Source organism: Aeromonas sp. S15(2024) (assembly GCF_041402265.1).
Lineage (GTDB): Bacteria > Pseudomonadota > Gammaproteobacteria > Enterobacterales > Aeromonadaceae > Aeromonas > Aeromonas dhakensis.
In genome coordinates this window covers 13327-38896 of sequence record NZ_JBGLQY010000007.1, presented here as the reverse complement: position 1 = coordinate 38896, position 25570 = coordinate 13327, and the positions used below count along the sequence as shown (strand labels likewise).

Here is a 25570-nt window from a genome sequence, read left to right as displayed (position 1 = left end):
TACCTCACTGGGTCTTTAACAGAGTTTCAACGTTCTGGCTCATCTTGCCGACCGTCTTGGCAATCAGTTCTTCCTGCATGGTGATCCGCATCAATGACCACTGCATCTGCATCAGACTGTTGGGATCATCGCCTGGCGTCGATAGCTCGGCGCGCAAGCTCTCCTTGGCTTCTACAAATTTCTGCCTGATCTCCCCCAACTCCCCAAGCAAAGAACCACCAATCCCCTGGGATGGGGAACTCATCGCCTGTTCAAAACTGGCAACTTGGGAAGAGGTCGCATCCGTCGTCTTCAACTCATCCAGGCTGGTTACGACCGCCTGGGCTGACTGGGAAATTTCCATCATGCCTCCAGATCAAGTTTGTGCGAGTGTCGCATCAGGTTGTTCACCATGCCGTTGAGCGGGATCAGCGTCATCAATTCACGGCGGGCCAATTCATCGAGATATATCAGGTCAGTTTGATCTCCGGTGGCAACTTTCTTGAGGTCTGCCATTACGTTTAGGAGTACCTTCTCCCGTCGCGACGGCAACGGGTCAAACTCGCGCATCAGAGCCCGCAACTCCGGCAGATCAATCGCGGCCACGACAGGCAACTGACGACCTGAAAAATGGGCGATCAGCTTGTCTGTCACCGGCTGAAACAGCTGACTGCCAACCAATTTTGCCTGCTCCCCTCCTTGCTGATGAATTTGCCATAGCAGATCCCGCTGAACCGCAGATGACGCACCCTGCAATAGGGATTCCAATGCAGAGCCCTGTTTCCAGCGTTCAAACAGTTTTGGTTCATCCGTGCGAGCCAGCAGACGTTCAAACCCGTGCTGCACCAGCGGCTTGGAAAACGTCTCGGACTGCCCCTCCCCATAGCCAAGGGAATTGACGCCGCCTTCAATCTTCATGATGCCATCTGCTCACGCAAGCCAGCCGCAAACTGCTGCAAAGCGGGTTGCCCGCTCTCTTCCAGCCTTGTCAGGCGCACAACCAGCTCATCATGCATATCAAGGCGCCATTCACACAGGGCTAACCAGGGCTCAATATCCGGCGAAGATTGAGTGCGCCCCAGTAACAGAGCCCCCTGATAGTCTCCTTGATTCATCAGGGAGGAGAGGCGAATCAAGGTCACGCATTCAGCCATGGATGTTTCATGAGCCAGCCAGTCGGCGATGGAAGCCGTCTCCCGATGGCAATGATGCCCTGTGCCCGCCAGAGCCAGTTCTGCCAGAAGCTTCTTGAGTTCAATATTCATCATCAAATCTTCTGCAAAATGCCCTGCATCAGATCCTTCATGGCCCGAGTCACGGTGGAGTTGATGTTGTAGATAACCGACCATTTGTTGATCTTGTGCTGCAGCTCGGCAAGCAACGCAGGGTTGTCCGGGTTGGTTTTCATCGCCTCAATGGCCTTGTTGACCTCAGTATTAGCCGTATTGGCCTGTCCCGAGAGGTTGGTTGCCACCTGGTCGAGGGTGTTACTGTTCTTGTCTGTATAGGTAAAGTAATCAGCCATGGTTGTACTCCTTTATCTTGCCAATGATCTTGAGCCCCGCCTCAATGGCGTCAGCCTCCTGTTGCCACTCTCGATATTGTTGCGGGGTTCCACCGCGCAGCAGTTGCCGTTTCACAGCCCCCAGTGCCTGCACCAGCTGCTCCTGCAGCTCGCGAGCAAAGGTGGGATCAACGCCGGACAGTCGCGCTTCCAAATTGGTCATCATGACGCTCGACTCCTTTTAACTTGACGATATATTGTTGTTTTCCCTTGCTGACCACCACGGCATCCGGACGGATGGCCAGCACGCGAACCCCACCAGCCGTCGCACCACCGACGGGATAACGCTGGTTATCAGCCAGGATCACGTAAGGAACGCGGCCAAACGAGACACTGCGTACCTCAAATTCCAGCTCATCCTGACGTGGCGTCCTGGTCTGATTAATCAGCTCCAGCACAGGATGAGCACCAAACTCCCGCCGAAATTGCTGTTGTACCAATTGAAACTTGACAAGCTGGGTGCCATCCAACTGCCCGGAAGCTTCAAGCCGCCCTTTCGTTTCACTCACGCGCAGCGCACGGGACAGTCCTTGTTCCTGCAACAATCCATCCAGCCGCTCGCGATAAGTACCTGCGATCTGCACCTGATTTTCAATCCCCATCAGCCCGGGGACCTCCTGTCTGAGCAGGGAATCAAGCTTGTTCCAATTTGGATCCTGCGTATCAATCTCGCCGCTCAACCGCAGCCAGCCAGGCTCCTTGCCATTGCGGATCTGCAGCTGCTCATAACCTAACTTCTGCAAGATGAAGCCGGCACCCTGGCGAAGATCCTCCATGGTGCGAACATCCAGCCGATAATTGAAACCACTGCCGTCCAAATACTGTTGCAGTGCCAGTCGAGTGCTGTTCTCATCCACATAACCGGACAGCAGCCACAACCCCTGGACATCGCTGCTGAGCGTTACCTGCTGATAAACCGGTGACACAAGAAAACGCTTCAGGGTCTGCTCCTGACGAACAACGTCATTGTCACTGTTTCCCTGCCACCAGCCATGTCCAAGCAGAACCAGCACTGCGATGACCAGCATCAGACACAATCCCCCCATCCAGAGGTCGGCGCGCCGGGCACGCTTTGGTGGGCGAAGAACAGTCTGAGCCACCAATAGCGGTTCCAACTGCTCTGGCAGTGATAGACTGCCATCACAAAAACTCCAGAGCAGCGGGCCGGCTTCAAGCCGGGTAGCCGCCTTGAGCAAGGCTCCTACCTCCAGCACGTCTCCGTCCTGGGTAGGGACAACCCCTTCAGCCCACTCCTGCAAAGTGATCCCTTCCGAGGTCACCATCAAGGTCAGGTGAACGGGAGCCATTCCCTCATCCACCAAAACCAGATCGGCTTGCAGCGGATCTGCACCGATGACCAGACGCCCCTCTGGCAGCGTGACTTCGACCCCCTGATTCAACCCGCGGTATATGCGACATTTCCAGCTCATCGCGCTTCCCCGGCTTGCACACACCACTCCAGAGCCGGTGTGCATTTCTGTTCTTTGCTCATTTCGACCAGGCGCCACCCCTGCTCACGACCCATCTGACAACGAGTCAGAGAAGAGCTCCTGCCCCCCTGGCGCAGCAGTTGCTGTACCTCACGGGCTGCGGCCAAGGGTTGACACTGGGCTCCGCCGAGCACCTTGCCAAGGGAGAGACTCTGATTGGAGATCTCATCGACACCCAGCACCCCGGCGCGCAGATCCTGCCCATGCCCCAACGACAGGTAATGAGCGATGCCATCATCGATCAGCCGGGGCTCGATGATGAATAACCTCACCTGACGGCGTGTCTGGCTCTCCTTGCTGCGAAACAGAGCCCCCAGATAGGGGATATCCCCCAGAAAAGGTACCTTGCTCAGGCTCTCGCTCAATTCGTCACGGTAAATCCCACCGATGAGCAGGCTCTGCCCATGTCCAACCCGAGCAATGGTATCCACAACGGTACGACTGATGGTGGGAATACCATCCAAACCCGAACTGTTGGGTTTTTGACTGCCATCCTCGATGTGCAGGCTCAGGCTCACTTCCGGCCTGTCTCCCAATTGGATCACCCTGGGTGTCATCCTCAACATGGTGCCGTAGGTAATTCCTTTCAGCTCTGCTACCCGTTCTCCGCTGATCTTGACGTAATAGGTTTCACTGTGATCGATCACGGCCTGAGTATTTTCCTGGGTCAGCAAGGTCGGCCGAGACACCACCTGGGCATTTCCTTCATTTTCCAGCAGATTGACCCTCGCCAGCAGATAATCGAGTCCTCTGGAGTCCACCAGACTGCCGAGAGCGGCCCCCCCTTCTATCCCTTTGCGGTCCCCCGTGGTCTTGATAATCACCTGTTGGTTGGAACCGGTACGGATCCCCACTCGCCAATCAACCCCCAGCTGGGAGAGATCCTCGGCGTTGATGTCAATAATGGAGAGCGCAACCTCGATACGAGCGGCAGGTTTGTCCAGAGCCGCAATCAGCTTGCCATACATGGCCATCCGCTCCGGCGCATCACGAACCAGCACGGCATTGAGGGAAGGGTCTGCCTGGACAATGGCCTGGCCCGAATTGGTGCCAACCCCTTTTGCGCCTTCGCCATTGACCATCTGTACACCTGCATCGCTGAGCAACCGGGAAAGAATGGTGGCGACACCAGGGGCATCGACATCTTTGTCACGATATTGAATGGCCCGGTCGGTGGCTGACGCGTACTTGAGCGGAAAAATCTCGATGGCAAGTGGTCCAGTCTTTTCGCTGCGCAGTTGGGACTGCTGCTCCAGCGCCATGGCGGTCTGCTCAATCAGTTCGAGGTAACGCGGAGGACCGGAGACATAAACCAGACGATTATCTGCGTCCGGACGCCAGCCAAAACGAGGCTCCCAGATACCTGCACGCAACAGAGCCTGCTTCAGCTCCGCGGCACCGGTCTGTGCCAACTTGATGAGTCGGGACTGGACTTCACTGTTCTTGAACACGTACAACACGTTGCCGTCGTAGTACCAGACCAGGTTGTAGAGGGATGCCAGCTGCTGCAAGAATGCCAAGGGTTCCTCATGTTCAAACTGGCCATTCACCTGATCGTTGATCTTGTCGCTCACCACTACGGAAACCTCGTAGTTAGCACCAAAATTGACCAGTACATCCCGCAGACTTTCCCCTTCAGCTACATAGCTGTAAGGCATGGGAAGCCAATCCAGTTCTTGCGTCAGTGCAGGGCGAGACCATGCCATCGCTCCCATACAGAACAACAACAGAGGACGAAGCAGGCGTTGCACGCTCAGGGATGCCATATCATCTGTCTCCATTGGGGGGCCATGGCCGCCTCATTCAGTTGGGGTTCGAGCCTTTCCAGCAACGCGATGTGCTGACTCAGATGAGCCTCCAATTGATGCTCATCAAGCCACTCCAGGGCGAGTCGGGCCTCCAGCTGCAGATTGCCCAATTCGTCCAGTACCAAAGCCTGGGGAGCATGGCGCGCCCAAGCGACGGCTTGTTGCAGAAGGCTCTTCAACAGTGACGGTTCCAGCAATTGGGCTCGCTGCCCGGCGGCACTTGCCAGGGGCGTACTCACCAAGAGTTCATTTGGTCTTGGCAACAGAAAAAGAGGATAACCATCAAGCCGCAGATGGTACTTTCCCTGAACATCGGCAACAAAAGGCCCTTGGCCCAGCTTTTCGGCCAATCGATTGAGTAGAGTTTGCATAGGTCCTCGGGTTATCTAGCGGGCCTGTGGCAGCCAGTAGAAACGATCCTGGGAAAGGGCCAATCCTCTTTCTGCCAGCCACGCATGCAATGGCTCGGCAGCAGTGGACTGAACTGGCAGGGCTTCCAGTAAATGCCAGAATTTTTCCAGCTCCAGCGGGACCGGCATCAATGTCTGTAGCTCGCCCTCTGTTGTGTGCCGCGCATACCATGCAGGCCAAGCCAGATGAAGACGTGTTTCACATTCGGCTTGCAACTGCAGCAGCTCCTGTTCACGCCGAGTCAACTGGGCAAGCTGGGCGTCAATCTTGCTCTCGATACCGGATTGGACATCCACCACCGTCTGCCAGAAAACGGCTTGAGCATTCAATTGACGCCGCATGATCTGCAGTTGCGCCAATTCGGTTGTCCAGCCTGAGTGGAGAGGCTCCTGATGGCAAACCCACCAGCGATGCAGGGGGTAGAGCACCCAGTGCCATAGTAACGGGCGTTCAGCCAGGTTGATAACATCTCCCAGTTGCTCGACCCAGGAGCCCTCTTCTGCGTTCGCAGCCGAGCGCAGGATCCGTTGCATGTCCTGACGTGACACAGCCATGGCAACCTCCAGACGGCGCTGCAGCCAGACAGATGCAAGCAGACCCTCCAATCGGGTTCTGGGCAACACACGCTGCAGCAGGTTCAGTTGCTGTGCCGTGAGCACACCGGCATCCTGGTAGCAGAGCACGGATTGCTGGCCAACCAGCTGCTCTAGAGAAAGACGCTCTGGCTGGACAACCGTAACCCGACGGCCTGCAAACAAGCCTCGTTTTGGGGAGTGGTGATCTTGCTGACTCATGCTATGCCTTGCTCATCTTGCTGCGGGCAATAATCGAATAGTGTGTTGATATGCGGGCTATTCTATCCATTACTCCCTCTTCCGACTTATAAAAAACGTCCGATTATTTTAGTCCGGCGTTAATCTTTGCCATGTCTGGCGCGGCTTGGCGTACAACCAAACCGGCGCCGATAACTTTGAGTGAAATAGGACTGGCTGGAGAAACCGGCTTCCATCGCAATATCCACTATGCTCATCTCGCTATTGAGCAATAACTGATGAGCATAGAGAATACGGCGCTCGCTGATCCAGGCACGAGGAGAAACACCATAGATAGAGCCGAAAAGCTCCTTGAAGGTGGTCAGTCCCATACCAAACTCTTTGGCAAACTCGCTGAGTTTCCACTCCATCAGGTAGTGCTTTTCCATGAAATGCTGCAAGCGCTCAACCTGTCGATTACTCAGTTGACGCAAGATGGACATCAATTGCGGACCGTGCTCCCCAAATGCCAGCAGAAACAGCAGTTCCTCGGTACGCAATTGGGCAAGGGCTGGTGGATATTCGTGTTCAGTCAGGCCATGCAACCCTTGGATGCATTGAGCCAGCAACGGTGAGGTGCCGAATGGCAATAAACTAGGTGCAATCGTGTCTATTCTGGGCACGTCACTCAACAGTGCACCAAAACGTTGCAAAAAACCTTGCAAAAAAGTATTTGAGAGGGGTAACCAAAGCAGGTGACAAGGCGCTTCACCGGTACAGACCGCATAATTGCCACGGCGCACGAACATCAACTCGTTAGCGGATAACTCGTAAGTATCGGTGCAGTCCTGCCAGGTCATAGTTCCATCCAAGAGGATATATATTCCCTCCTGCGAATGCTCAATGACACTAAAAGCAGACATGCACCACTGGAGCTGGGCTATATCGCCCTTCTCTGTGGTTGTAATGCCTTTCATATTGTCGTTTTCCTGAATCTGCGCGTGGTGCCTGTGACTCCTCAGCAAAGACAGGATTTCTGCCGGGCGTCTTATTATTGGCGTTTTATTTATTCTGTATTGAATTAACTGATTCCAATATAGGCAATTAATTAATCACCTTTGAAATGAGGGGGAGCATCCTACAACAGCTATGCGCAAGAAAACCAGTCATAAATTAGAGCCAATACACTATTGATGTATCATTTTGATGACTAAACTAAAGCTGTCGTTATATGAGGATGATAGTTTGTTACAAAAATAAACTTTTCCAATAAGACAGATTGTTGATAAACAATTGATTTTAGCGTCGTTTGTTAGTTCAGCATTTATTGACATTGTGGATAACAAGATCTTGGCCGCAATTCGAAATGATATGTATCCGGATTAAATTCCTTAAAAACTTTTTGTTGATACGCTGCTTGCACAACTGAACTGTCAAGGAAACGCAATCTGGCTCGCAGATATATATTGCCTTCTGCCATTTGCAGCGGTGTCAGACGTAGCTCGAATATCAGTGGCAACATGGTTACTTCGTATTCCGTTGCAGCCACCACCAGAGGACGACCGTCGATAACGCTCAGCGCAGTGACCTCCACTCGGGCAGGCCGAGGGAGTGTTCCAGCCAGATGAACCTCTCCCTTCAATTGCCTCAACGCTGGCTTGACCATCGGCGTCGTGACGCAGCCTGTCAGCAAGCCCAACATCATCAACACCAACACCAGCCATTTTTTCATACGACCCTGATCCTCCGCTCCGACAGTGGCAAATGTTCTCCCTGCTGCAAGCGTTGCAACGCTACTTCCTGAGTTTGATCAAGGTGGATGGAAGCACGCAATTGTACCGCCAACGGTTGAGGATCACTGCCAATCGAAACTATATGCATCTCCCGCCCGGAAAAGTTGCCATCTTGAGATCGTGCGGCACCTTGCGACAGGGCCATCACTTGCTGCTCTTGTATCTTCATGGTTACACCCGAACACCCTGCATCTCATCATGATTCGTCTCAACGTGATGTGATGACCTCAGCAGCTCCTGCCAGAACTCGGCATGTTCAAGCATGCTGGCAAGGCTTGTTTCAAGAGAGGCCAACGTCAGCTGGCTGGCTGACATCTGACGATAGAGCTGTACCATCAGCGACGATTCGTCAAAACCGAAGTGCAAATTGAATTGATACCAATGACGGTTGAAACTGGCCAACTGGCGGAATATACCCTCACCAACCTGATGCAGCTCGGCTACGTTGGCCTGCAAGACCAGCTGATCTCGCTCTGAAACCAGGATTAAGGCTAGTTGCAAGTGATCATCAAAACACAATGCCGCAACACCTTCCTGGTTCAAAACCAGAGATGGCAGGCCGTACTTGGTAGCAAACTCAGCAAGCAGCTGATTGATGATGAGGGGTAGATCCATGTTGTCCTCCAGCAGAGAGGAGAGGATGGTAGCCTGCCATTCCACCTCAGGCTGTCACTCAAGGGCGGCTCTTTTATGAAAAATGGCCGGAAAACAAAAAGGCGCCCGAATGGGCGCCCTGACGATCATGGTGTTTATGCAACACCAAAGGCCGCTTTCCAAGCCTGGTTCTGGCTCTGAGCATACTGCTGCATCAGTTGCAGCACGTCTTTCATGAAGTTGACATTGAAGGACATGTTGTCCTCAATCTTCTGCTTCTCGGCCTGACTGATGATCGCTTTGACCTCGTCTTCCTTGGCCTCTGCCTGGCTCGTACCCTGCGATACCTGCACTGCAGAATTACTCATTTGTCCCACTGACTGGGTCACGGTGCCGGCAAGTTGTTGACGGCTATTGTTGGCATCAAACTTCTTGTTCAACGTCAGCAGGGCTGCCTTGTCGTTCTTGATCCTTGCAGTCAGATCCTGGCCAGCATCCCCCATCTCAAGACCCGCCGTCTTCTTGATATCCCCGATCTGCTTCAACTCCTGCTGTCGCCCGGCAATATTGGCATTCAGCGCCTTGTCCTGTTTGATCGTCTTGGCCGATTTGGCCATGGAGAAGCCTCCCATGACCGCCGATGCAACAGCCATCACACCGGAGACCACGGCAGTGGCAATCATCAACATGGCGCCATGGCGCATCTCATCGACTTGCGCCTGCTGATGACCGATAACCAGCTTGTTCTCGGTATCCCGCTGTACCAGTCCCATTTCACGGGCCTGACGTGCCAGCTTGAAGAGCAGCGACATCATGTCCATCACGCTTTCCAGCTGTTCCGTCATCTGGGTAACGCCCTTGGTATCAAAGGGGACGGAGGGACGCGGCAGCACTGGCAGGCTCTTGTTTTCTGCCGCTCGCTGACCGCCCGAGCCAGCAGCCTCATGGATCGTTTCCGGGTGACGAACCTGTTGGCTCTCGCCGGTGCGCATTTCGGGTAACAGGCTGGTATGGTTTACGCCATTGGCATAATCACTGTTAATCATGAGCAATACTCCTTAGATAGCGGCCGGCCTGCGGGCCAGGTTGTTCATCATGTCACCCTTGGCGTTGAGCATCTGAAAGATCATCTCCATGGTCTGCTGAAACGCCTCGATCATCTGGGCAATCGCCTCTTTGAGTTTGTCGATCACCCCTTGCAGCGCCGTCATCTCTTGGCGGTTCTCCAGTAGATCAGCTTGCTTGAGCAGCAGCTTGGCCTGGTTTGCACTATCGACGGTCTTGGTCACACCATTGCCCACATCAACGATGATATCCGCTGTTTGGGTACCGATCTTGGCCATTTTCGCCGTGGTACTCGCGGCATTCCCTGCTACTTTGGCCGAGATGTCGGCGGCCTTCATATAAACCTTGGCGGAGTTCTGGATAAGCTTGAGGCCCATTTCACTCGCCCCCTTGCCCGCCATCTTGAAGCCCATTTTTACCCCCAGCTTGGCAAGTCCCTTGACCGCTCCCGCGCCAAATGTCACCACCGCCGAGGCAACTGCGAGGATAATTTCCACCGCCATAAGCACAGGCCCCAGCTTCTCCATCACCTCCTTGGAGATAAGACCATCCTCAGCTGCCTGCTGTACCGCCATATTGACGACACCGACCGCACCAGCGGCAATCATCAGTGCACCTGCTGCGGCCCCGACACCGGTCGCCACCATGATGGCCCCGATGATCATGGACGCGATGGCACTGATCCAGCCAAAGATCTTGCTGGCCAGACCCGATTTTTTGGCCTTCTGGGCACTCTCTTCGGCCTCTTTGATCTTCTCCTGGTTCTCGGCGATCTTCTTCTCGTTCTGGGTGCGGGCCCGATCGAGATCGGCGAGTTTGAGCCTGTTCTGGGTCTTCTCCAGATCACTGGTCAACTTGCCCAGCTCAATTTCAAAGGCTTCCGGCGAGGTAAAGGCGGCCGAAACCAATGCGTTGGTGTGCGGCAGGAGCAGGCTGGCATTCTGCTTGACCTGTGTCAGCAATCTGCTGACGTCAGTCAATTGCTGAGAAGCGGGTTGACCATTGCTCACTGCCAGGGGGGCGTTCAAAGAAACACCCGGCTTGCGGACCTGCCCACTGGCTGGCGCCGTCGCGGCATCGAGCCGCGTTTCACTGCGAGGCTGAGCAACGGGCTTCAGACCCGTTACGTCACCTGTGTTTCCCAGCGAGGAAACGCTTCTTTCATTGCTGATCGGGTTCATCTTGCTGATCCCTTCTGATTGCGATGGCTTCCAACATGACCTTGGCGCTTGCCGCCAGATCGGCCTGCAACGGATCCGCGTCCGCCAGCAGGTGGGCCGAGTAGAAGCCACTCTCGGCCCCGTTCAAATCACCTTGTTGCAGCCGGCACTCGGCGGCATGAAACGGGAAACGGGGATCGTTCAGATCGAGCATGGCGCCAAAGCTGTAGCTCTCGACCGCCGTCTCGAACTCTCCCATTGCCTGCCGGCAAGCACCGAGCCCAAGGAAATAGCGCGACTCGTAGTGATCCAGCATGCAGAGGGCCTGAAAAATCTTGTGGGCATCCTCCCACTTGCCAGCCTGATACTGACCAAAGGCCAACGCATAAAGCTGCTCCAGGGTGTCGTCGGAAATATCCTGCAGCATGGCCAGGGTGCCACCATCGGCCATAAAGGCTTCCAGCTTGGCTTCATATTCCGGAGTCTGGGTGGTATCGGTCTGCATGTTATCTCCTCAAATGGCGCCAAGAATGTCGCGCATGATGCTGTCGTATTTCTGGATAAAGCGGTTGAGTGCCTCGATGGCGGCGTTGTAGCGCGAGCTGACGTCGTTGAGGCGGGTGGTTTTTTCACTGACCTGATCGTTGAGCGGCCGCGAGCGGTCACTCACGCTGGTGGAGAAGTTGCCAAGCTTGTTGTTGTCCTTGTTATAGGCATACTCGGCCTCTATACCACTCATGGCTCCGCTCTGCTTCTTGTCGCTTTCAAGAAATGCCTTCACCGTCACCTTGCCGGCACTATCTTGCATTTGCGCAAGCAACTTGAACTCAGCCCCCAGCTTGAATTGAGCCTCCGAGCCATAGCCATAGAGCTTGTAATCCATCAGGTTGAAGTCGGTCTTGAAGGTCTGGTCAGATTTTGCAGAGAGCGCCTTGTTGATCTCCGACTGGATCACCCCATAAATCTTCAGCTCGGCGGTCATCCCCTTGAGCTCGTCACTGAGCACCTTGCGCTTGTTGTCCTGAAACGCCATCACTCCGGTAAAGGTGGTGATGATGTCGTCATCCAGACGATCCATGGTCAACGCGCTGAGAGATAGCAGCATGAATTCAGATACGCTCCACTGCGTCTTCGGCGGAGTCTGATTCTTCCCCCGTTCGATCATGCCTTTGATGGCATCAATTGCCGCCTCTTGGCCTGCCTGGAACTGGCCTGTGGCCCAGCCCCCATGAATGGCGTCAGGATTGGTCAGATAGGCGGCCAACAACTTCTCAAGCTGTGCCTTGGTCAGCAGTGTCGGTTGGTCGGCGCTGAGGGTGATCTTGCCGTCGAGCAAGGCGAGCAACTCGGCCAGTTTGGGATTTTTATTGCCCGGCAACTGGTCGAGCGATTGCCCATCGAGCCAGCCGACGAACCCGCCGGGGTTGGTGTTGTAATCAGGGATAGTGCTCATCACGACTCCTTAAATCATCAGTCCGCGCATCATGGTAGGGCGACGGCTCTTGCGGGACTCTCCCGGCTGGGATGGAGATAACGCCTGCCGGCGCTGGATCTCCGCCAGCATCTCCTGTTCGGCCACTGCCACCTGTTCGGTCGGTGCATCGAACAGCAGTTGACAGGTCTGTTCTGACAGATCCAGTCCGGCCAGCATCTCCTGCAACAGGGCATGGCGGTGATCATTGTCTGCAATGGCCTGCTCCGCCTGGGCGACGGTTTCGCTATGGTGGGCATAACGCGGTTGTTTCATCTTGGCTCCTATTCTATGAGGCCCTTTTGGGCATGCCTGTCACGCAAGGCCGCCCTTTTGTCGTTTTCGCATATCTCGCAGTGAACAGACGCGCTCGGCCGCCAACATGAACCAGCCCGGCTCGGGTTCGCTGGCGCCGGTCCAGCGCGAGTAGAAGCGGCTGAGCCGTTCGCCGCTCAGGGAGCTGCCGCGAAAGACATCGACATTGCCGTAGAGAAAATGGCCCGGTCCGAGCACTGCCAGAGTGGCTTCAGCCAGCAGATAGAGGGCGGCGAAGGGGTTGGCCAGCCCGGGCCGCTCACCGTGGCGGCGTACCAACAGTATCCACACCCGCCGGGTTGCGGGATCGACCCGCCAGGCGAGATAGACACTGCGGTACCAAAAACCGTGACCAAGCTGGACTGGGGTATTACCGAGATAGTAGGGCGCCACCTCTAGCCCCCTGGCCAGCAACCAGGGGAGCAGGGGCTCGCAGGCCGGCCGCTCGACACTCACAGGTAGACCCTTCCCAGCGGCTGAATATTGATCTGCTGGGTCAACTCCTGATAGGAGAGCACCGGCAGGGCATGGTAATCCCCCTCAATGAGCTTGCGCACATAGCGGCGGATATCCATGGAGACGATGAGCACCGGCTTGTTCTGCATCTGCGTCAAGTCTCCCACCGTATGGCGAACCTGATCGAGAAAGCCTTGAGTAATGGTGGGATCGAGCGCCAAATAACTACCGGCACTGGTCTGGCGAATGCCACCGCGGATCTGCTCTTCCACCTGCTGATCGAGCAGATACGCAGGCAGTATGTTGTTGCCGTTGGCGTACTTGTAGCAGATGTAGCGCTTGAGACTGCTGCGGATGTACTCGGTGAGCTGCACCACATCCTTCTCTTTCTGGCCCCACTCCACCATGGCCTCCAGGATGGCGCGCATGTTGCGGATGGAGATGTCCTCCCCCACCAGCCGCTGCAGGATTTCGGTCATGCGCTGCAACGGAATAATGCGCTGCGCCTCCTTCACCAGCTCGCCGTAGCTTCCTTCCATCTGCTCCAGCAGATAGCGGGTCTCCTGAATGCCGATGAAGTCCTCGGCATACTCGCGCAGCACGTGAGAGAGGTGCCAAGTCACCACCTGATCGGGGGTGAGTGAAGCCAGCCTGGTCTTCTCAAGCCGCGCCTGATGCTCCTTGGCCACCCACAGGGTCGGCTGCCCGGGCAGCAGAGGGGCACCCTCTTCATAGGGAACCCCCAACAGGTCGAGCTGGGAAGCATTCTCCTGCACCAGCAGATGACCCGGCCGCAGCAGACCGCGAGCCACCGGCACCTCCTGCAACTGGATCAGGTACTCCCCCTCTCCCATGCCTTCATTGAAACGCAGGTGAATTCCCGGGAAGGGCACCCCGAGATCGAGATACAGCGCCCGCCGAACCCGTACCAGCTCATCGTTGAGCGCGATGGCTTCCAGCTCGGCCTGCAGGGCGGCATCCACATCGATCAGAAGGGGCACCGTCATGGCGAACTCCTCCTTCTCACCGAGCTTGCCGCGGGGTTTGCTGCCAGCCTTGGGCTTGCTGCGGGCCGCCGGCGCCCCCGCCCCCTGCGCCAATACCGTGGGCAAGTCCTGGTTGCTGCTTTGCGCGTTGCGCTGACGCAGCCCGATGAAATAGCCCCCGGCCGTCACCACAGCGGCCAGGGTGAAGAAGGTGACCATGGGGAAACCCGGGATCAGGCCAAACAGCACCAGCAGCACGCCGCCAATCAACATAGCCTTGGGTTGGGCCACTACCTGGGCACCGATATCGGAACCAAGATCGGCGGACTCTTCGGAAGAGACCCTGGTGACGATAATGCCCGCCGTAATGGCGATCAGCAGGGCCGGCACCTGCGACACCATGCCATCCCCCACCGTCAGGATGGAGTAGAGCTGCAATGCCTCGGCTGCCGCCAGCCCCTTCTGGGTGACCCCTATGGTGACCCCACCGAGGATGTTGACGAAGATGATGATGAGGCCCGCGATGGCGTCCCCTTTCACGAACTTCATGGCACCATCCATGGAGCCGAACATCTGGCTCTCCTTCTCGATGATGCTGCGCCGTTCCCGTGCTTCATGGACATCGATTACGCCAGCACGCATGTCGCCATCGATACTCATCTGCTTGCCAGGCATGGCATCCAGAGAGAAACGGGCACTGACTTCCGCCACCCGCTCCGAGCCCTTGGTGATCACCAGAAACTGGACGATGGTGATGATGAGGAAGATGACGATCCCCACCACCAGATTGCCCCCCACCACGAAGTTGCCGAAGGTGTAGACGATCTGCCCCGCATCAGCCTGCAGCAGGATCATCCGGGTGGTACTCACCGACAGGGCAAGCCGGAACAGGGTGGTGATCAGCAGCACCGCAGGAAAGGCGGAAAACTGCAGCGGCGAATTGATATAAACCGCCATCATCAACAGCACCACCGAGATGGTCATGTTGATGGCAATCAGAATATCGAGGGCCACCGGCGGCAGCGGCAAGACCATCATGAAGACGATGGCCAGCAGCAGCACCGCCAGCATGATGTCCTTGCGCTCGCCTATCCGGCGCAGCAGCTCAAGGGAGCGTTGATTCATTCTGCTCTTCCAGTTCGAGATAGTGTTGATAGGCGAAGCGGGCTTCATCCAGTCTTCCTGCCAACTGGCAGGCACGGCTGCGACAGAGCCACAAGGCCCCATCCGCCTCACCTTCAGCCACCAGCTGTTCCACGTGCGCCAGCGCCTCCTCGCCACGGCCCAGCTTGAGCAGTGATACCAGCAGCATGCGTCGTCCGGCCTGATGCGCCGGGTAGAGCTGCAACAGGGCTGCCAGCAGCGTGGTCGCACGATCGGCGTGGCCGTACTGCAGATGCAGCCAACCGGTGAGCAGCAACAGATCCTGCTGCTGTGACGAAAGAATCATGGTCATACCTTGTGCAACAGATGGAGGGTCATCTGCATCAGTTGTTCATCCTCGTGCATCCGCTCGAGCAGTAATCCGGCCGCCTTTAACTCGGCCGTTTGCCCCTCCATCAGCACGGCTCGCAACCCCTGCATCGCCATACTGAAATCCCGCGGCCGCCGCAGATCGTGAAAGCCACGCTCTGGCGCCGCGAACTCCAGCAGCGCCCGCTCGGCCAGACGCTCGGGATAAAGCCTGGTGATATGGGGTTCGATGGATTGGCCATCCGGCAACAGGGCATAACGCCCCGGCAGGCTCTGATCCTGCTCATCGAGCCGGATGGCACTCAGTTGCTCGATACCGATATGGGCCGCAGTAATACGACTCATGACACCAGGGCCTCACGCTGCAACTGGGTCAGGGTGCGCAGCGCCTGGTGCAGAAGAGGAAGGGTGACGTTTCGCTCATCCAGTGTGACGAACAGGATCAACTGATCCTCTTCCAGCCAGCCGCAACGTACCGGCAGGGCGGGAGCCTGAGCCGCGGTGGTGAGGCTCATGGCACGGCGGATGGCCTCGCCACTCTGGTGCCATGGCACCCGGCGAGCCAGCCAGAGGGTCAGCTGCCCCTGATGACGTTCCAGTTGCAGGGTGCCGCTCTGCTCCAGTTCAAGCTGGATCAGGGAATGGGGGTTATCCCCGATGGTAATACCCAGATCCTGGCAAAATTGCACCAGCTGGGGTTCAATCCAGTTCATGACGGGTCTCCGGACAGCTCATCCTCTTCGCGCTCGATGGCGTTATCGAGCGCCCCCTGACAACATTGCAACAGGTTCTGACGCTGCTCTTCCTCACTGAAGAGCTCCACCGGCAGCAACCGGACCAATCGCTTGAGCTCCTGGTAGAGCAACACCTGCATCTGGACCTCAGCCAGTTCAAGCGCCGCCCCGACCTGCTCCACATCACGGACGGTTGCCCAGCGTTTTTCCACCAGTGCAATCAGATCGCCCATCAGATCAGAAGGCCCGTATGCCATGGGCCGTTCCCTCCTTCACTCGTTGCCACAGCTCATCTACCTGGGCCGACAAGGTATTGAGCAGCCGCAGTTTGTGCATGTCGCTCATCACCCGCTCCAGCTTGACCGGATCGAGCCAACGTTGCTGGCTATCCAGATCGGCGCTGAGGGCCTTCATCATGAAGCCGGTTACCTTTTCCAATGCACCGTTGCCAAAGCGGCTGTGAATATCACGCCAGGCCACCGAGAGTGCGCGATAGTCTTGTACCGCATCACGGTAGAGATCACGCAAGTCCTGCTCACTGCCGACTCCTTGTCTGGCTGCATCGGCCGCCGGCCCTGTGATACGGGCACCCAGCACGATAGCGGCACCTTGATCCTCAGCCAGCTTGGCCAGCGCCTGCTCGATAAGATTGAGGGTTCCCTGCATCTCGGGCCGCCCGGCCAGCGCCTTGCGGGCCTGACAGAGCGCCTCAAACTGTTCACTGACTTCGCCGGAATAGCTTTCCAGATAAGCCAGCAGCTGAGATAGATTGGCCAGCCTGCCGCTGCCGAGATGGCTCACCATCTCCTTGATCTTCTGCTGGCGCTCGAGCTCGGGCACCTTGTCCAGATAGTCGCCCACCAGTGCCTCGATCTCGCTGATACGGGCATGGCTGTCACTCAACTTGCGCTTGGCGAGCGAGAGCTCTGAACGTTCGGAGAAGACAAAGGTGAGCTCTTCCGCGGCATCTGCCAGGGATTGAGACGCAGAAGCCAGCACGACCCGCTCGCCCTGAAACAACCCTCCCGGCAGAGGAAGTTGTTGCCGAGAGGCCTCCTCCCCGCGCCCTTCAGGTTGGGTAGCGGTAACGTAGGGGTTGCTCTGGATAGTGGCCATGGAAACTCCCGTGATGAATGGTTTGATGAGGGTGGCATTATAAAAACCGCCTCATTGCACCTATGCCAAAATCAGCCGTGAATTTTTAGGCCTGCCCCAACCGTTTTCTAAAAAGTCCCGACTCGTGCTGAAATCCAGCACGACAGGGTTTCCTTATAGTGGCCACCGTTTCCACTGGTGCAGTTTCATGACCCTTTCCCTCGACCACATCTCCGGCCAATTACGTCATGCCATCGACGAGTGCCGTCTTATCCAGATCCGTGGCCGGGTCACCCAGGTGACCGGCACCCTGCTCAAAGCCGTGGTGCCCGGAGTGCGCATCGGCGAGCTCTGCCATCTGCGCAACCCCGACAACACCCTCTCCCTGCAGGCCGAGGTGATCGGTTTTGCCCAGCATCAGGCGCTGCTCACCCCGCTGGGCGAGATGTTTGGCATCTCTTCCAATACCGAAGTGAGCCCGACCGGTGCCATGCATCAGGTCGGGGTCGGCGAACATCTGCTGGGCCAGGTACTGGATGGCCTTGGCAACCCCTTCTCGGGCGGCCAGCTACCGGAGCCCGCCGCCTGGTATCCGGTCTATCGGGATGCACCGGCCCCCATGAGTCGCAAGCGAATAGAACAACCAATTTCGCTGGGCATTCGCGCCATCGATGGACTGCTCACCTGCGGCGAGGGGCAGCGGATGGGGATCTTCGCCGCCGCCGGTGGTGGCAAAAGTACCCTGCTGGCATCGCTTATCCGCAGCGCCGAGGTGGATGTCACAGTGCTGGCGCTGATCGGTGAGCGGGGCCGGGAGGTGCGGGAATTTATCGAGGCAGATCTGGGGGAAGAGGGTCTCAAGAAAGCCGTGCTGGTAGTGGCCACCTCGGATCGCCCCGCCATGGAGCGGGCCAAGGCCGGCTTTGTCGCCACCTCCATCGCCGAGTATTTTCGTGATCAGGGCAAGCGGGTGCTGCTGCTGATGGACTCTGTCACCCGCTTCGCCCGCGCCCAGCGCGAGATTGGTCTGGCCGCCGGCGAGCCGCCGACCCGGCGCGGCTACCCGCCGTCCGTCTTCGCCGCCCTGCCCCGCCTGATGGAGCGGGCCGGTCAGTCGGACAAGGGCTCCATCACCGCCCTCTACACCGTGCTGGTGGAGGGGGACGACATGACAGAGCCGGTGGCCGATGAGACCCGCTCCATCCTCGATGGTCACATCATCCTCTCGCGCAAGCTGGCGGCGGCCAACCACTACCCGGCCATCGACGTGCTGCGCTCCGCCAGCCGGGTGATGAACCAGATCATAACGCCAGACCATCAGGCACAGGCCGGTCGCCTGCGCAGTTGGCTGGCCAAGTACGAAGAAGTGGAGCTGCTGTTGCAGATCGGCGAGTACCAGAAGGGGCAGGACAAGGTGGCCGACGAGGCGATCGCCCGTATCGAGGCGATCCGGCAGTGGCTGAGACAAGGAACCCATGAGCCGAGCGCTCTGCCAGACGCGCTCGCTACCCTGGATGCACTGACCCGATGATCGGGCGTCTGCAAAAAATCAAGCACTTGCGGCTGGAACGAGCCGAGCAGCAGCTCGCGGCCCAGCAGGCCCGGCTGCAACAGGCCCACGCCCGTCAGCGGGAAGCCGAACAGGAGAGCCAGGACTACCGCCAGTGGCGCCTTGCCGAGGAGGACCGCCTGTTTGCCCTCTGTCAGCAAGAGCAGCTCGATCGCAAGGGGCTCAAGGCGTGGCAACAGAAGGTCGCCCTGCTGCGAGAAAAAGAGGCGCACCTCGAGCAGATGGCGGCCGAGCAAGGCGAACGGGTGGCCGAGGAGCGCACCCGCTTGCAGGCGTGCCAACTGACTGTGCACCGCGCTCGCCAGCAGCAAGAAAAGTTTGCCGAATTACACCGACAGGAGCAGGCCGCCCGGCAAGCCCTGCGCGACTACAACGAAGAGCAGGAACAGGAAGAGTTCCGCCAGCAGATCAGGATGTGACCAGAGATGAACCGACTCATCACCCCCAGTGCAGACACCATGGCCACCTCCGAGCCGCTGAGCCTGCGACAGGAGCTCATCAAGGCCGATCAGGTGCAGCAGCAGCGCTTCGAGCAGGCCCTGCGCCTAGGTTCCACACAGCCGAAGGCAAGTGGCCCACAGGAGCGACTCGGCAAACCGAATGAGAGCCGCAGGTCGACACCGGATGACGACCTTGCCGGCCGCCAGGGCGCTGCCGAAGAGAGAAGACTCGCGCAGAAGCGGCAAGCTCGCCAGGCCCCACAGTCCAAGGAGCCCTCCGACCTGCTAGAAGGAAGCGATCGGCAGGAAGCCCAACCACTGCCCGCCGCGTCACCATCAACAGGGGCAGGCAACACGGCGCCGGTTGCACAACAAGGGAGCGAGGACGCTCAGGAGACGAGGTTGCCGCGCGATATTGCAAGCGATGCCACGTCCCCTGTTGCGGTCGAACCCAGCGCGCAGGAACAACACTATGTGCACACGCCGGCTCTGCAAGTAGAAAGCCAGCCCCCGACAGAGGGCGACACACTGCCGGAGCGCGGCGAGCTCGCATCCCTGCGATGCGTTGAGCCGACACCACCAAAAGAGGAGCCGCTCGAGAGTGCGCCCATCAGCGACGAGGAAGTACCGCCTGAGGGGGGACGCTTTGTCGGCTCGGTCATCCGGGTGCCCCCCCTCACAGTGACACCGGGGGATCTGCTGCTGGCTCGAGTTGCCCCCAGTTCTGATTACCACGAGCTGGGTCAGCTGCTGAGCCGGCTTGCGGTAGACATTCAGCTGGAAGTGGGTCGCCCGGATCGCCCACCCCTGCTGCAGCTCACCCTGCCTGCGCTCGGCGATCTCGCCATCCGCATCGAGCACCATCAGGGGGCGCTGCAGGTGGAGATCCTCGCCAGCGAGCAGGGACAGCTGCTGCTCAATCAGGGGCGCAGTGAACTCATCGATCGCCTGCAGCGGCTCTACCCCGGTGAGCGGGTCGCCTTCGATCTCTTCACCCGAGGCGACAGCGAACAGGGATCGCGCCAGAAACGATCCATCTATGACGAGTGGGATGCCGACGCATGACATCGATTGCCTTTACCCTTGCCTCGCAGACTGAGCTGACCCTGCAGCAGCGGCTCAGCCAGTGCCGCCACCACTACGACTGGAGTGGCGGCGAGCTCCGACTCACCATCGCGCCGCTGCCGGCCAGCCTCGACTGCCGCTTGCAACTGCAGTGGCAGGGGCTCTCTGTGACACTTCTGTGCCATGGCGCCGAGCTGGCCCGCTGGCTGGCACCGGATCTGCAGCAGGCGGCCCTGCTGAGCCTGCCCGAGTCCCTGCAGCTGGCACTGATCGAGCGGCTGGGGCAGCCCCTTGGCGGCCTCACCTGCTCGGCGCTGGCCGCTCATGCTATCGGTGAAGAAACCGACGAGCCCGCGCTGCAACTCCTGCTCAAGCGCGAGGGGGCGACCCTCGCCCTCTGGCTCGCCGAGCCCGGCCCACTGCTTGGCAAACTGCCTCCCCGGCCTATCCAACAGCGGTTGCCGCTGCCGCTCACCCTCTCCTTGCAATGGGGGGCGATGCGCGTCGCCATCGCCGATCTCGAGACGCTGGCCTGTGGCGATGTGCTGCTGCCGCCGCCCCACCCTCTGCTCGGCCAGCAACTACTGGTCTGCGTCGAGGGACGCCCCTTTGCCTACTGCCAACCCCATCCACAACATCTGGAACTGACTGCCATGCACAACGCCGCCCCCGATGACGCCCTCGACGCCAGCCAGCTGGAGGGCCTGCCCATTCAGGTCACCTTCGAAGTGGGCCGCCAGACGCTGGATTGGCACACCCTCACCACACTGCAACCGGGCTCCCTTGTCGATCTCGGCGCCCCCATCGATGGCGAGGTGCGTATCATCAGCAATGGTCACCTGCTCGGCAGCGGTCGACTGGTTGAAATCCAGGGACGGCTTGGGGTACGGGTCGAGCGCCTCAAGAGCGAGTCGCCGTCATGATCCAGTTGCCGGACGAGCTCAATCTCATCGTCGGCTTGGCCCTGCTGGCCCTGCTCCCCTTTATCGCCGTGATGGCCACCTCCTTCGTCAAGCTGGCGGTGGTCTTCTCGCTGCTGCGCAACGCCCTCGGGGTGCAGCAGATCCCCCCCAACATGGCGATGTACGGGCTGGCCATCATCCTCAGCATCTATGTGATGGCACCGGTCGGGTTTGCCACCCAGGATTACCTGCGCCAGAACGAGGTATCGCTCAGCAAGTCAGAATCGGTGGAGAAGTTTCTCGACGAGGGGATGGCCCCCTACCGCGCCTTTCTGAAAAAGCAGATCAAGCCGCGGGAGCACGCCTTCTTCATCGACAGCACCAAGCAGCTCTGGCCCAGCGAATACGCCGACCGGCTGGAGCCTGACAGCCTGCTGATCCTGCTACCCGCCTTTACCGTGAGCGAACTGAGCCGTGCCTTCGAGATTGGGTTTTTGATTTATCTGCCCTTTATCGCCATCGATCTCATCATCTCCAACATTCTGCTGGCGATGGGGATGATGATGGTCTCCCCCATGACCATCTCGCTCCCCTTCAAGCTGCTGCTGTTTGTGCTGCTCGATGGCTGGGCCCGCCTCACCCATGGGCTGGTTACCAGTTACGGAGGCTAGTCATGAGCCACGCCGATATTCTTCACTTCACCAGCCAGACCCTCTGGTTGGTGCTGATCCTCTCGATGCCCCCCGTGCTGGTGGCCGCACTGGTGGGCACCCTCGTCTCGCTGTTGCAGGCGCTGACCCAGATCCAGGAGCAGACGCTGGGCTTTGTCGCCAAGCTCATCGCCGTGGTGATCACCCTGTTTGCCACCACCGCCTGGCTTGGCAACGAGCTCTACAGCTTTGCCGACATGGTGCTGCTCAAGGTGCCGCAGATCCAATGACCCTCGAGAGCCTGCAGGGCCAGATGCTGGCCTACACCCTGCTGCTGCCGCGCTTTATCAGCTGCTTCGTCATGCTGCCGGTGCTCAGCAAGCAGATGCTGGGGGGGGCGATGATCCGCAACGGCGTGGTCTGCTCGCTGGCGCTATTCGCCTATCCCATGGTGGCCGACACCCTACCCCCCACCATCGATGCCCTCGATCTGGCCCTGCTGGTGGCCAAGGAGGTACTGCTCGGCCTGCTGATCGGTTTTGTCGCCGCCATCCCCTTCTGGGCCGTTGAGGCAAGCGGCTTTCTGGTAGACAACCAGCGCGGTGCGGCCATGGCCTCGCTCTTCAACCCGAGTCTCGCCAGCCAGACCAGCCCCACCGGCCTGCTGCTGACCCAGACCCTGATCACCCTCTTCTTCTCCGGGGGCGCCTTTCTCGCCCTGCTCTCGGCCCTGTTCCAGAGCTATGCCAGCTGGCCGGTCACCCGCTTCTTTCCCGCCATCGGCGATCTCTGGGTGAGCTTCTTCTACAGCCAGTTCAGCCAGATGTTGCTGCTCTGCGCCCTGCTGGCGGCGCCGCTCCTGATCGCCATGTTTCTGGCCGAATTCGGGCTGGCTCTCATCAGCCGCTTCGCCCCCTCCCTCAACGTCTTCGTACTGGCGATGCCGATCAAAAGCGCCGTCGCCAGCCTGCTGCTGGTCATCTACATCAAGCTGATGATGGATCACGCCTATAGGCAGGTGCTGGCGGTGATGGATCCCCTCCGGCTGCTTGCCCCCATACTGGAGCCACGATGAGCAGCGAGAAGACCGAACAGCCCACCGCCAAGAAATTGCGCGATGCCCGCAACAAGGGGCAGGTGGTCAAGAGCAAGGAGGTGGTCTCCACCGCCATCATCCTGAGCCTGGTCGGCATGCTGATGGCGATGTCCGATTACTACCTCGAGCATCTGGGCAAGCTGATGCTGATCCCGGAGTCCCACCTCAATCTCCCCTTTGCCCAAGCCCTCAACCATGTGGTTGAGAATCTGTTGCAGGAGCTCGCCTACCTCTGCATTCCCATTCTGGCGGTTTCGGCGCTGGTGGTGCTCGTCTCTCACATCGCCCAGTACGGCTTTCTGCTGAGCGGCGAATCGATCAAACCCGATATCAAGAAGATCAATCCGGTAGAGGGGGCCAAGAAGATCTTCTCCATCAAGAGCCTGATGGAATTCGTCAAATCGCTGCTCAAGGTGAGCCTCTTGAGCCTGCTGGTGTGGGTCACCATAGAGGGTAACCTGCAGGCCATGCTGCAATTGCCCGGCTGTGGCATGAGCTGCATCGCCCCTGTGCTGGGAGGCATGCTGGGCCAGCTGATGGCGATCTGCGCCATGGGTTTCGTGGTGATCGCCATCGCCGACTATGCCTTCGAGCATCATCAACACATCAAGCAGCTCAAGATGAGCAAGGACGAGGTGAAACGGGAGTACAAGGAGATGGAGGGGAGCCCCGAGATCAAGAGCAAGCGTCGTCAATTCCACCAGGAGCTGCAATCGAGCAACATGCGCGCCGACGTGAAGCGCTCCTCGGTCATCGTGGCCAACCCGACCCATATCGCCATCGGCATTCGCTATGAGCGGGGGGAGACCCCGCTGCCGGTGGTCACCCTCAAGTTCACCGATGCCCAGGCACTGTTGGTGCGCAAGATTGCCGAAGAGGAGGGTATTCCGGTGCTGCAGCGCATTCCGCTGGCCCGTGCCCTCTATCGTGATGCCCTGATCAATAACTACATCCCCGCCGATCAGATAGAGGCGACCGCCGAGGTACTGCGCTGGCTGGAGCAGTGGCGCCAGAGTGAAGGTCCGCAGTGGTAAACGCAGCCCCCCTGACACGAAAAACTGACAAATCCCCGACCGCGGATTGATATAGCACACATCCATGACTCGTTATGATTCGTACTCGTCAGCCATTTCAGGAACAACAGCATGGCCTTATCTGCCATCGGGGGACCCGTTCAGCAAGCCCCCGTCTCTTCCCCATCATCCCAGGGCAGTCCTCTGCTGGCTCGGGGGAACACACTGTTTGAGCAATCGGTACAGCGGGGCATCGGCCATTTTCAGAGCGGCGACCTGAAGAATGTCATTCATGCGCTGCGCCAACTGCAGACCACCCCGGATGCAGGCAGGGCACAGCGGGTACAAGACGCCATCCAGCACTGGGAGCAGCATCACCCCAAGGAGGTGGCGGCCCGTGGCGCTCGTCTGACCGAGTTGAAACAGGCGCTGGCGGAGCAGGGTGCCATCGCCAGACCCCAGCAACAGACCACTCGCGTGGTCGGCGGCGGAGCACAGGCGTTATTGCAACGGAGCATGGCGGGCCTGGAAAAGTTGGGCAGCTATGCCTGCACCGACGCCCAGACCTTCGTGCAGCCGAGTAACCCGTCGTACCAGAAGATCATTGGCAAGCTCAATGCCTTCGGACAGGATCCACAACGTCTGGCCGCCAATCAGCGCGCCAATAACAGCGCCAACATGGCCGCCATTCAAATAACTCGTCACAAGCAGCCCATCTCACTGCGTACCATGGAGAACATCGCCAAGGCGGTGGATGAAGCCAAAGCGGGTTGCTGTTCAACCCTGGCCTACTCGGCCGCGGCCGAGCTGCTGCGCCACAACAGCGATCAGCGGATCGAAGTACTGGCTCATCGTGGCGCTCAGGGGCACTCCCAGACGCACTGCTTCGTGGTGATCGGTCGGGCCGAAGGGAGTGAACTCTCCAAGCCCCAGAGCTGGGGCCCTAATGCCAAGGTTATTGATCCTTGGGCTGCCACCATCGGCGCTCGCCTGGTCGGCACACCGGACAAGCCCCCGATCGCCAATCTCTGGCCGCCCACCGAGTCCGTTTTTGATACCACCAGTCAGGAGTCCCGATGATGTTCAATGCCCTGCTATCTGCCCTCTGCCGCCATCTCTCACTGCCACAGGAGTATCTGCATGGGGATGGACTGGACATCCCGGTCGGCGCGTTCAGCCTCCATGTCCGGCAGCGGGATCAGCTGGTTACCCTGTTCATTCCACTGGGGAACGTTCAGGCAACATCGCTGGCCAATATGGCCGATTGGCCGGTGCTGCAGCTTAGCAGCACGGATGAACACACGACCCTGCTCTGGGCTCGTGAGTGGCTGGACAAGCTCGATCTGGAGATCATGGTGGACCTGATAAGCCGCATGCTGCATCAGGCGGAGGCTTTGACCATGGAGAGTCCCCCGCTCACGGCCTTTGCAAGCTGCCAGCACTCGGCGGCCATCCGCGGTTAAAGGCGCAGGGGGGCATCACGCCCTCCTTCTCTAGATGGTCAAAACCGAATAGAAAAAAGCTATGGCAAGTTCACAGAACATCGCGTTATTGCCCAATGATGCGACGGCAGTTTGTCGCAACTGACGCAGGTTCGCTAAGAGTGACGGCTCGCATTTTGCCTCTATCATAATGATCGCGATAAAAATCCGACCGCAAGCGAGCCATCGACGCGGATCTCGCCACTT

35 protein-coding genes are annotated in these 25570 nt (G+C 58.4%); 10 read left to right on the top strand and 25 right to left on the bottom strand.

Annotated features, from left to right (window positions below):
- Positions 1–4: 4 nt before the first annotated feature.
- The 25 genes from sctI to sctW form a co-directional block, all read right to left on the bottom strand.
- Entirely contained in the window at positions 5–343 is a 339-nt protein-coding gene (sctI, locus tag ACB033_RS15055) for a type III secretion system inner rod subunit SctI (RefSeq protein WP_371140583.1), read from the bottom strand.
- Positions 343–897 (bottom strand): YopR family T3SS polymerization control protein, encoded by a 555-nt coding sequence (locus tag ACB033_RS15050; protein ID WP_371140582.1) that lies wholly within the window; start codon positions 895–897, stop codon positions 343–345. Before ACB033_RS15050 ends, sctI begins: the two co-directional genes overlap by 1 nt.
- Positions 894–1247, bottom strand: a complete 354-nt coding sequence (locus ACB033_RS15045; RefSeq protein WP_371140581.1) for a YscG family type III secretion system chaperone — start codon at positions 1245–1247, stop codon at positions 894–896. The genes ACB033_RS15050 and ACB033_RS15045 overlap by 4 nt, the downstream gene beginning before the upstream one ends.
- Positions 1247–1504 carry a type III secretion system needle filament protein AscF gene (ascF, locus tag ACB033_RS15040; RefSeq protein ID WP_005302405.1) on the bottom strand — a complete coding sequence of 86 codons (258 nt, stop codon included), beginning with the start codon at positions 1502–1504 and terminating at the stop codon, positions 1247–1249. The genes ACB033_RS15045 and ascF overlap by 1 nt, the downstream gene beginning before the upstream one ends.
- On the bottom strand, positions 1497–1709 hold the full coding sequence (locus tag ACB033_RS15035; RefSeq protein WP_017786730.1) for an EscE/YscE/SsaE family type III secretion system needle protein co-chaperone: 213 nt from the start codon (positions 1707–1709) through the stop codon (positions 1497–1499). Before ACB033_RS15035 ends, ascF begins: the two co-directional genes overlap by 8 nt.
- Positions 1672–2973 carry a type III secretion system inner membrane ring subunit SctD gene (sctD, locus tag ACB033_RS15030; protein WP_139397817.1) on the bottom strand — a complete coding sequence of 434 codons (1302 nt, stop codon included), beginning with the start codon at positions 2971–2973 and terminating at the stop codon, positions 1672–1674. The genes ACB033_RS15035 and sctD overlap by 38 nt, the downstream gene beginning before the upstream one ends.
- Positions 2970–4814 (bottom strand): type III secretion system outer membrane ring subunit SctC, encoded by a 1845-nt coding sequence (sctC, locus tag ACB033_RS15025; protein WP_193557966.1) that lies wholly within the window; start codon positions 4812–4814, stop codon positions 2970–2972. Before sctC ends, sctD begins: the two co-directional genes overlap by 4 nt.
- Entirely contained in the window at positions 4787–5212 is a 426-nt protein-coding gene (locus ACB033_RS15020; RefSeq protein ID WP_005302418.1) for a YscB family type III secretion system chaperone, read from the bottom strand. Before ACB033_RS15020 ends, sctC begins: the two co-directional genes overlap by 28 nt.
- Positions 5213–5227: 15 nt before the next feature.
- Positions 5228–6046, bottom strand: a complete 819-nt coding sequence (locus tag ACB033_RS15015; protein WP_005302420.1) for a T3SS regulon anti-activator ExsD domain-containing protein — start codon at positions 6044–6046, stop codon at positions 5228–5230.
- Positions 6047–6165: 119 nt separating this feature from the next.
- The gene (locus tag ACB033_RS15010; protein ID WP_005302423.1) at positions 6166–6981 is read right to left on the bottom strand and encodes an AraC family transcriptional regulator; all 816 of its coding nucleotides are present in this window, start codon (positions 6979–6981) and stop codon (positions 6166–6168) included.
- 347 nt (positions 6982–7328) lie between these two features.
- Positions 7329–7736: a YscW family type III secretion system pilotin gene (locus tag ACB033_RS15005; protein ID WP_139430480.1), complete on the bottom strand. Its 408-nt coding sequence runs from the start codon at positions 7734–7736 to the stop codon at positions 7329–7331.
- On the bottom strand, positions 7733–7966 hold the full coding sequence (locus tag ACB033_RS15000; RefSeq protein WP_139725155.1) for a T3SS regulon translocated regulator ExsE family protein: 234 nt from the start codon (positions 7964–7966) through the stop codon (positions 7733–7735). Before ACB033_RS15000 ends, ACB033_RS15005 begins: the two co-directional genes overlap by 4 nt.
- Before the next feature lie 2 nt (positions 7967–7968).
- Positions 7969–8412 carry a type III secretion system chaperone gene (locus ACB033_RS14995; RefSeq protein WP_005302426.1) on the bottom strand — a complete coding sequence of 148 codons (444 nt, stop codon included), beginning with the start codon at positions 8410–8412 and terminating at the stop codon, positions 7969–7971.
- Positions 8413–8546: 134 nt separating this feature from the next.
- Positions 8547–9437, bottom strand: a complete 891-nt coding sequence (gene aopD, locus ACB033_RS14990; protein WP_139725154.1) for a type III secretion system translocon subunit AopD — start codon at positions 9435–9437, stop codon at positions 8547–8549.
- A gap of 12 nt (positions 9438–9449) precedes the next feature.
- On the bottom strand, positions 9450–10637 hold the full coding sequence (gene aopB / locus ACB033_RS14985) for a type III secretion system translocon subunit AopB (RefSeq protein WP_139725153.1): 1188 nt from the start codon (positions 10635–10637) through the stop codon (positions 9450–9452).
- Complete coding sequence (locus ACB033_RS14980) at positions 10618–11121, bottom strand: SycD/LcrH family type III secretion system chaperone (RefSeq protein ID WP_371140580.1); 504 nt, start codon at positions 11119–11121, stop codon at positions 10618–10620. The genes aopB and ACB033_RS14980 overlap by 20 nt, the downstream gene beginning before the upstream one ends.
- Positions 11122–11130: 9 nt before the next feature.
- Entirely contained in the window at positions 11131–12069 is a 939-nt protein-coding gene (locus ACB033_RS14975; protein ID WP_005302437.1) for a virulence-associated V antigen, read from the bottom strand.
- A 9-nt stretch (positions 12070–12078) separates the two neighbouring features.
- Complete coding sequence (locus tag ACB033_RS14970) at positions 12079–12363, bottom strand: hypothetical protein (RefSeq protein ID WP_005302440.1); 285 nt, start codon at positions 12361–12363, stop codon at positions 12079–12081.
- 39 nt (positions 12364–12402) lie between these two features.
- Positions 12403–12858, bottom strand: a complete 456-nt coding sequence (locus ACB033_RS14965) for an LcrR family type III secretion system chaperone (protein WP_139725152.1) — start codon at positions 12856–12858, stop codon at positions 12403–12405.
- On the bottom strand, positions 12855–15017 hold the full coding sequence (gene ascV / locus ACB033_RS14960; RefSeq protein WP_371140579.1) for a SctV family type III secretion system export apparatus subunit AscV: 2163 nt from the start codon (positions 15015–15017) through the stop codon (positions 12855–12857). The genes ACB033_RS14965 and ascV overlap by 4 nt, the downstream gene beginning before the upstream one ends.
- The gene (gene ascY, locus ACB033_RS14955) at positions 14950–15294 is read right to left on the bottom strand and encodes a type III secretion system chaperone AscY (protein ID WP_021464323.1); all 345 of its coding nucleotides are present in this window, start codon (positions 15292–15294) and stop codon (positions 14950–14952) included. Before ascY ends, ascV begins: the two co-directional genes overlap by 68 nt.
- A gap of 2 nt (positions 15295–15296) precedes the next feature.
- The gene (gene ascX, locus ACB033_RS14950; RefSeq protein ID WP_005347926.1) at positions 15297–15662 is read right to left on the bottom strand and encodes a type III secretion system protein AscX; all 366 of its coding nucleotides are present in this window, start codon (positions 15660–15662) and stop codon (positions 15297–15299) included.
- Positions 15659–16030 (bottom strand): SycN family type III secretion system chaperone Acr2, encoded by a 372-nt coding sequence (gene acr2, locus ACB033_RS14945; RefSeq protein ID WP_139725151.1) that lies wholly within the window; start codon positions 16028–16030, stop codon positions 15659–15661. Before acr2 ends, ascX begins: the two co-directional genes overlap by 4 nt.
- Complete coding sequence (locus ACB033_RS14940) at positions 16027–16308, bottom strand: TyeA family type III secretion system gatekeeper subunit (protein ID WP_139725150.1); 282 nt, start codon at positions 16306–16308, stop codon at positions 16027–16029. The genes acr2 and ACB033_RS14940 overlap by 4 nt, the downstream gene beginning before the upstream one ends.
- Positions 16289–17167: a type III secretion system gatekeeper subunit SctW gene (gene sctW, locus ACB033_RS14935; RefSeq protein WP_139725149.1), complete on the bottom strand. Its 879-nt coding sequence runs from the start codon at positions 17165–17167 to the stop codon at positions 16289–16291. The genes ACB033_RS14940 and sctW overlap by 20 nt, the downstream gene beginning before the upstream one ends.
- A gap of 187 nt (positions 17168–17354) precedes the next feature.
- Between sctW and ascN the strand changes: the two genes are divergently transcribed.
- The 10 genes from ascN (at position 17355) to ACB033_RS14885 (ending at position 25345) form a co-directional block, all read left to right on the top strand.
- Positions 17355–18677, top strand: a complete 1323-nt coding sequence (gene ascN / locus ACB033_RS14930; RefSeq protein ID WP_017784910.1) for a SctN family type III secretion system ATPase AscN — start codon at positions 17355–17357, stop codon at positions 18675–18677.
- On the top strand, positions 18674–19135 hold the full coding sequence (locus ACB033_RS14925) for a YscO family type III secretion system apparatus protein (RefSeq protein WP_139725148.1): 462 nt from the start codon (positions 18674–18676) through the stop codon (positions 19133–19135). The genes ascN and ACB033_RS14925 overlap by 4 nt, the downstream gene beginning before the upstream one ends.
- Positions 19136–19141: 6 nt before the next feature.
- On the top strand, positions 19142–20221 hold the full coding sequence (locus ACB033_RS14920) for a type III secretion system needle length determinant (RefSeq protein WP_139725147.1): 1080 nt from the start codon (positions 19142–19144) through the stop codon (positions 20219–20221).
- Complete coding sequence (gene sctQ, locus ACB033_RS14915) at positions 20218–21144, top strand: type III secretion system cytoplasmic ring protein SctQ (RefSeq protein ID WP_139725146.1); 927 nt, start codon at positions 20218–20220, stop codon at positions 21142–21144. Before ACB033_RS14920 ends, sctQ begins: the two co-directional genes overlap by 4 nt.
- The gene (gene ascR, locus ACB033_RS14910) at positions 21141–21794 is read left to right on the top strand and encodes a SctR family type III secretion system export apparatus subunit AscR (RefSeq protein ID WP_005347912.1); all 654 of its coding nucleotides are present in this window, start codon (positions 21141–21143) and stop codon (positions 21792–21794) included. The genes sctQ and ascR overlap by 4 nt, the downstream gene beginning before the upstream one ends.
- A 2-nt stretch (positions 21795–21796) precedes the next feature.
- Positions 21797–22063 (top strand): SctS family type III secretion system export apparatus subunit AscS, encoded by a 267-nt coding sequence (gene ascS / locus ACB033_RS14905; RefSeq protein WP_033113185.1) that lies wholly within the window; start codon positions 21797–21799, stop codon positions 22061–22063.
- Positions 22060–22848: a type III secretion system export apparatus subunit SctT gene (gene sctT / locus ACB033_RS14900; protein ID WP_123246430.1), complete on the top strand. Its 789-nt coding sequence runs from the start codon at positions 22060–22062 to the stop codon at positions 22846–22848. The genes ascS and sctT overlap by 4 nt, the downstream gene beginning before the upstream one ends.
- On the top strand, positions 22845–23903 hold the full coding sequence (gene sctU, locus ACB033_RS14895; RefSeq protein ID WP_139725145.1) for a type III secretion system export apparatus subunit SctU: 1059 nt from the start codon (positions 22845–22847) through the stop codon (positions 23901–23903). Before sctT ends, sctU begins: the two co-directional genes overlap by 4 nt.
- Positions 23904–24014: 111 nt before the next feature.
- Positions 24015–24962, top strand: a complete 948-nt coding sequence (locus ACB033_RS14890; protein ID WP_139725144.1) for a hypothetical protein — start codon at positions 24015–24017, stop codon at positions 24960–24962.
- Positions 24959–25345: a hypothetical protein gene (locus ACB033_RS14885; RefSeq protein WP_139430468.1), complete on the top strand. Its 387-nt coding sequence runs from the start codon at positions 24959–24961 to the stop codon at positions 25343–25345. Before ACB033_RS14890 ends, ACB033_RS14885 begins: the two co-directional genes overlap by 4 nt.
- Positions 25346–25570: the final 225 nt, after the last annotated feature.

Coding starts and splice junctions, on each gene's coding strand:
- sctI (WP_371140583.1), bottom strand. CDS start 343: ATGGAAATTTCCCAGTCAGCCCAGGCGGTCGTAACCAGCCTGGATGAG.
- ACB033_RS15050 (WP_371140582.1), bottom strand. CDS start 897: ATGAAGATTGAAGGCGGCGTCAATTCCCTTGGCTATGGGGAGGGGCAG.
- ACB033_RS15045 (WP_371140581.1), bottom strand. CDS start 1,247: ATGATGAATATTGAACTCAAGAAGCTTCTGGCAGAACTGGCTCTGGCG.
- ascF (WP_005302405.1), bottom strand. CDS start 1,504: ATGGCTGATTACTTTACCTATACAGACAAGAACAGTAACACCCTCGAC.
- ACB033_RS15035 (WP_017786730.1), bottom strand. CDS start 1,709: ATGATGACCAATTTGGAAGCGCGACTGTCCGGCGTTGATCCCACCTTT.
- sctD (WP_139397817.1), bottom strand. CDS start 2,973: ATGAGCTGGAAATGTCGCATATACCGCGGGTTGAATCAGGGGGTCGAA.
- sctC (WP_193557966.1), bottom strand. CDS start 4,814: ATGGAGACAGATGATATGGCATCCCTGAGCGTGCAACGCCTGCTTCGT.
- ACB033_RS15020 (WP_005302418.1), bottom strand. CDS start 5,212: ATGCAAACTCTACTCAATCGATTGGCCGAAAAGCTGGGCCAAGGGCCT.
- ACB033_RS15015 (WP_005302420.1), bottom strand. CDS start 6,046: ATGAGTCAGCAAGATCACCACTCCCCAAAACGAGGCTTGTTTGCAGGC.
- ACB033_RS15010 (WP_005302423.1), bottom strand. CDS start 6,981: ATGAAAGGCATTACAACCACAGAGAAGGGCGATATAGCCCAGCTCCAG.
- ACB033_RS15005 (WP_139430480.1), bottom strand. CDS start 7,736: ATGAAAAAATGGCTGGTGTTGGTGTTGATGATGTTGGGCTTGCTGACA.
- ACB033_RS15000 (WP_139725155.1), bottom strand. CDS start 7,966: ATGAAGATACAAGAGCAGCAAGTGATGGCCCTGTCGCAAGGTGCCGCA.
- ACB033_RS14995 (WP_005302426.1), bottom strand. CDS start 8,412: ATGGATCTACCCCTCATCATCAATCAGCTGCTTGCTGAGTTTGCTACC.
- aopD (WP_139725154.1), bottom strand. CDS start 9,437: ATGATTAACAGTGATTATGCCAATGGCGTAAACCATACCAGCCTGTTA.
- aopB (WP_139725153.1), bottom strand. CDS start 10,637: ATGAACCCGATCAGCAATGAAAGAAGCGTTTCCTCGCTGGGAAACACA.
- ACB033_RS14980 (WP_371140580.1), bottom strand. CDS start 11,121: ATGCAGACCGATACCACCCAGACTCCGGAATATGAAGCCAAGCTGGAA.
- ACB033_RS14975 (WP_005302437.1), bottom strand. CDS start 12,069: ATGAGCACTATCCCTGATTACAACACCAACCCCGGCGGGTTCGTCGGC.
- ACB033_RS14970 (WP_005302440.1), bottom strand. CDS start 12,363: ATGAAACAACCGCGTTATGCCCACCATAGCGAAACCGTCGCCCAGGCG.
- ascV (WP_371140579.1), bottom strand. CDS start 15,017: ATGAAGCCCGCTTCGCCTATCAACACTATCTCGAACTGGAAGAGCAGA.
- ascY (WP_021464323.1), bottom strand. CDS start 15,294: ATGATTCTTTCGTCACAGCAGCAGGATCTGTTGCTGCTCACCGGTTGG.
- ascX (WP_005347926.1), bottom strand. CDS start 15,662: ATGAGTCGTATTACTGCGGCCCATATCGGTATCGAGCAACTGAGTGCC.
- acr2 (WP_139725151.1), bottom strand. CDS start 16,030: ATGAACTGGATTGAACCCCAGCTGGTGCAATTTTGCCAGGATCTGGGT.
- ACB033_RS14940 (WP_139725150.1), bottom strand. CDS start 16,308: ATGGCATACGGGCCTTCTGATCTGATGGGCGATCTGATTGCACTGGTG.
- sctW (WP_139725149.1), bottom strand. CDS start 17,167: ATGGCCACTATCCAGAGCAACCCCTACGTTACCGCTACCCAACCTGAA.
- ascN (WP_017784910.1), top strand. CDS start 17,355: ATGACCCTTTCCCTCGACCACATCTCCGGCCAATTACGTCATGCCATC.
- ACB033_RS14925 (WP_139725148.1), top strand. CDS start 18,674: ATGATCGGGCGTCTGCAAAAAATCAAGCACTTGCGGCTGGAACGAGCC.
- ACB033_RS14920 (WP_139725147.1), top strand. CDS start 19,142: ATGAACCGACTCATCACCCCCAGTGCAGACACCATGGCCACCTCCGAG.
- sctQ (WP_139725146.1), top strand. CDS start 20,218: ATGACATCGATTGCCTTTACCCTTGCCTCGCAGACTGAGCTGACCCTG.
- ascR (WP_005347912.1), top strand. CDS start 21,141: ATGATCCAGTTGCCGGACGAGCTCAATCTCATCGTCGGCTTGGCCCTG.
- ascS (WP_033113185.1), top strand. CDS start 21,797: ATGAGCCACGCCGATATTCTTCACTTCACCAGCCAGACCCTCTGGTTG.
- sctT (WP_123246430.1), top strand. CDS start 22,060: ATGACCCTCGAGAGCCTGCAGGGCCAGATGCTGGCCTACACCCTGCTG.
- sctU (WP_139725145.1), top strand. CDS start 22,845: ATGAGCAGCGAGAAGACCGAACAGCCCACCGCCAAGAAATTGCGCGAT.
- ACB033_RS14890 (WP_139725144.1), top strand. CDS start 24,015: ATGGCCTTATCTGCCATCGGGGGACCCGTTCAGCAAGCCCCCGTCTCT.
- ACB033_RS14885 (WP_139430468.1), top strand. CDS start 24,959: ATGATGTTCAATGCCCTGCTATCTGCCCTCTGCCGCCATCTCTCACTG.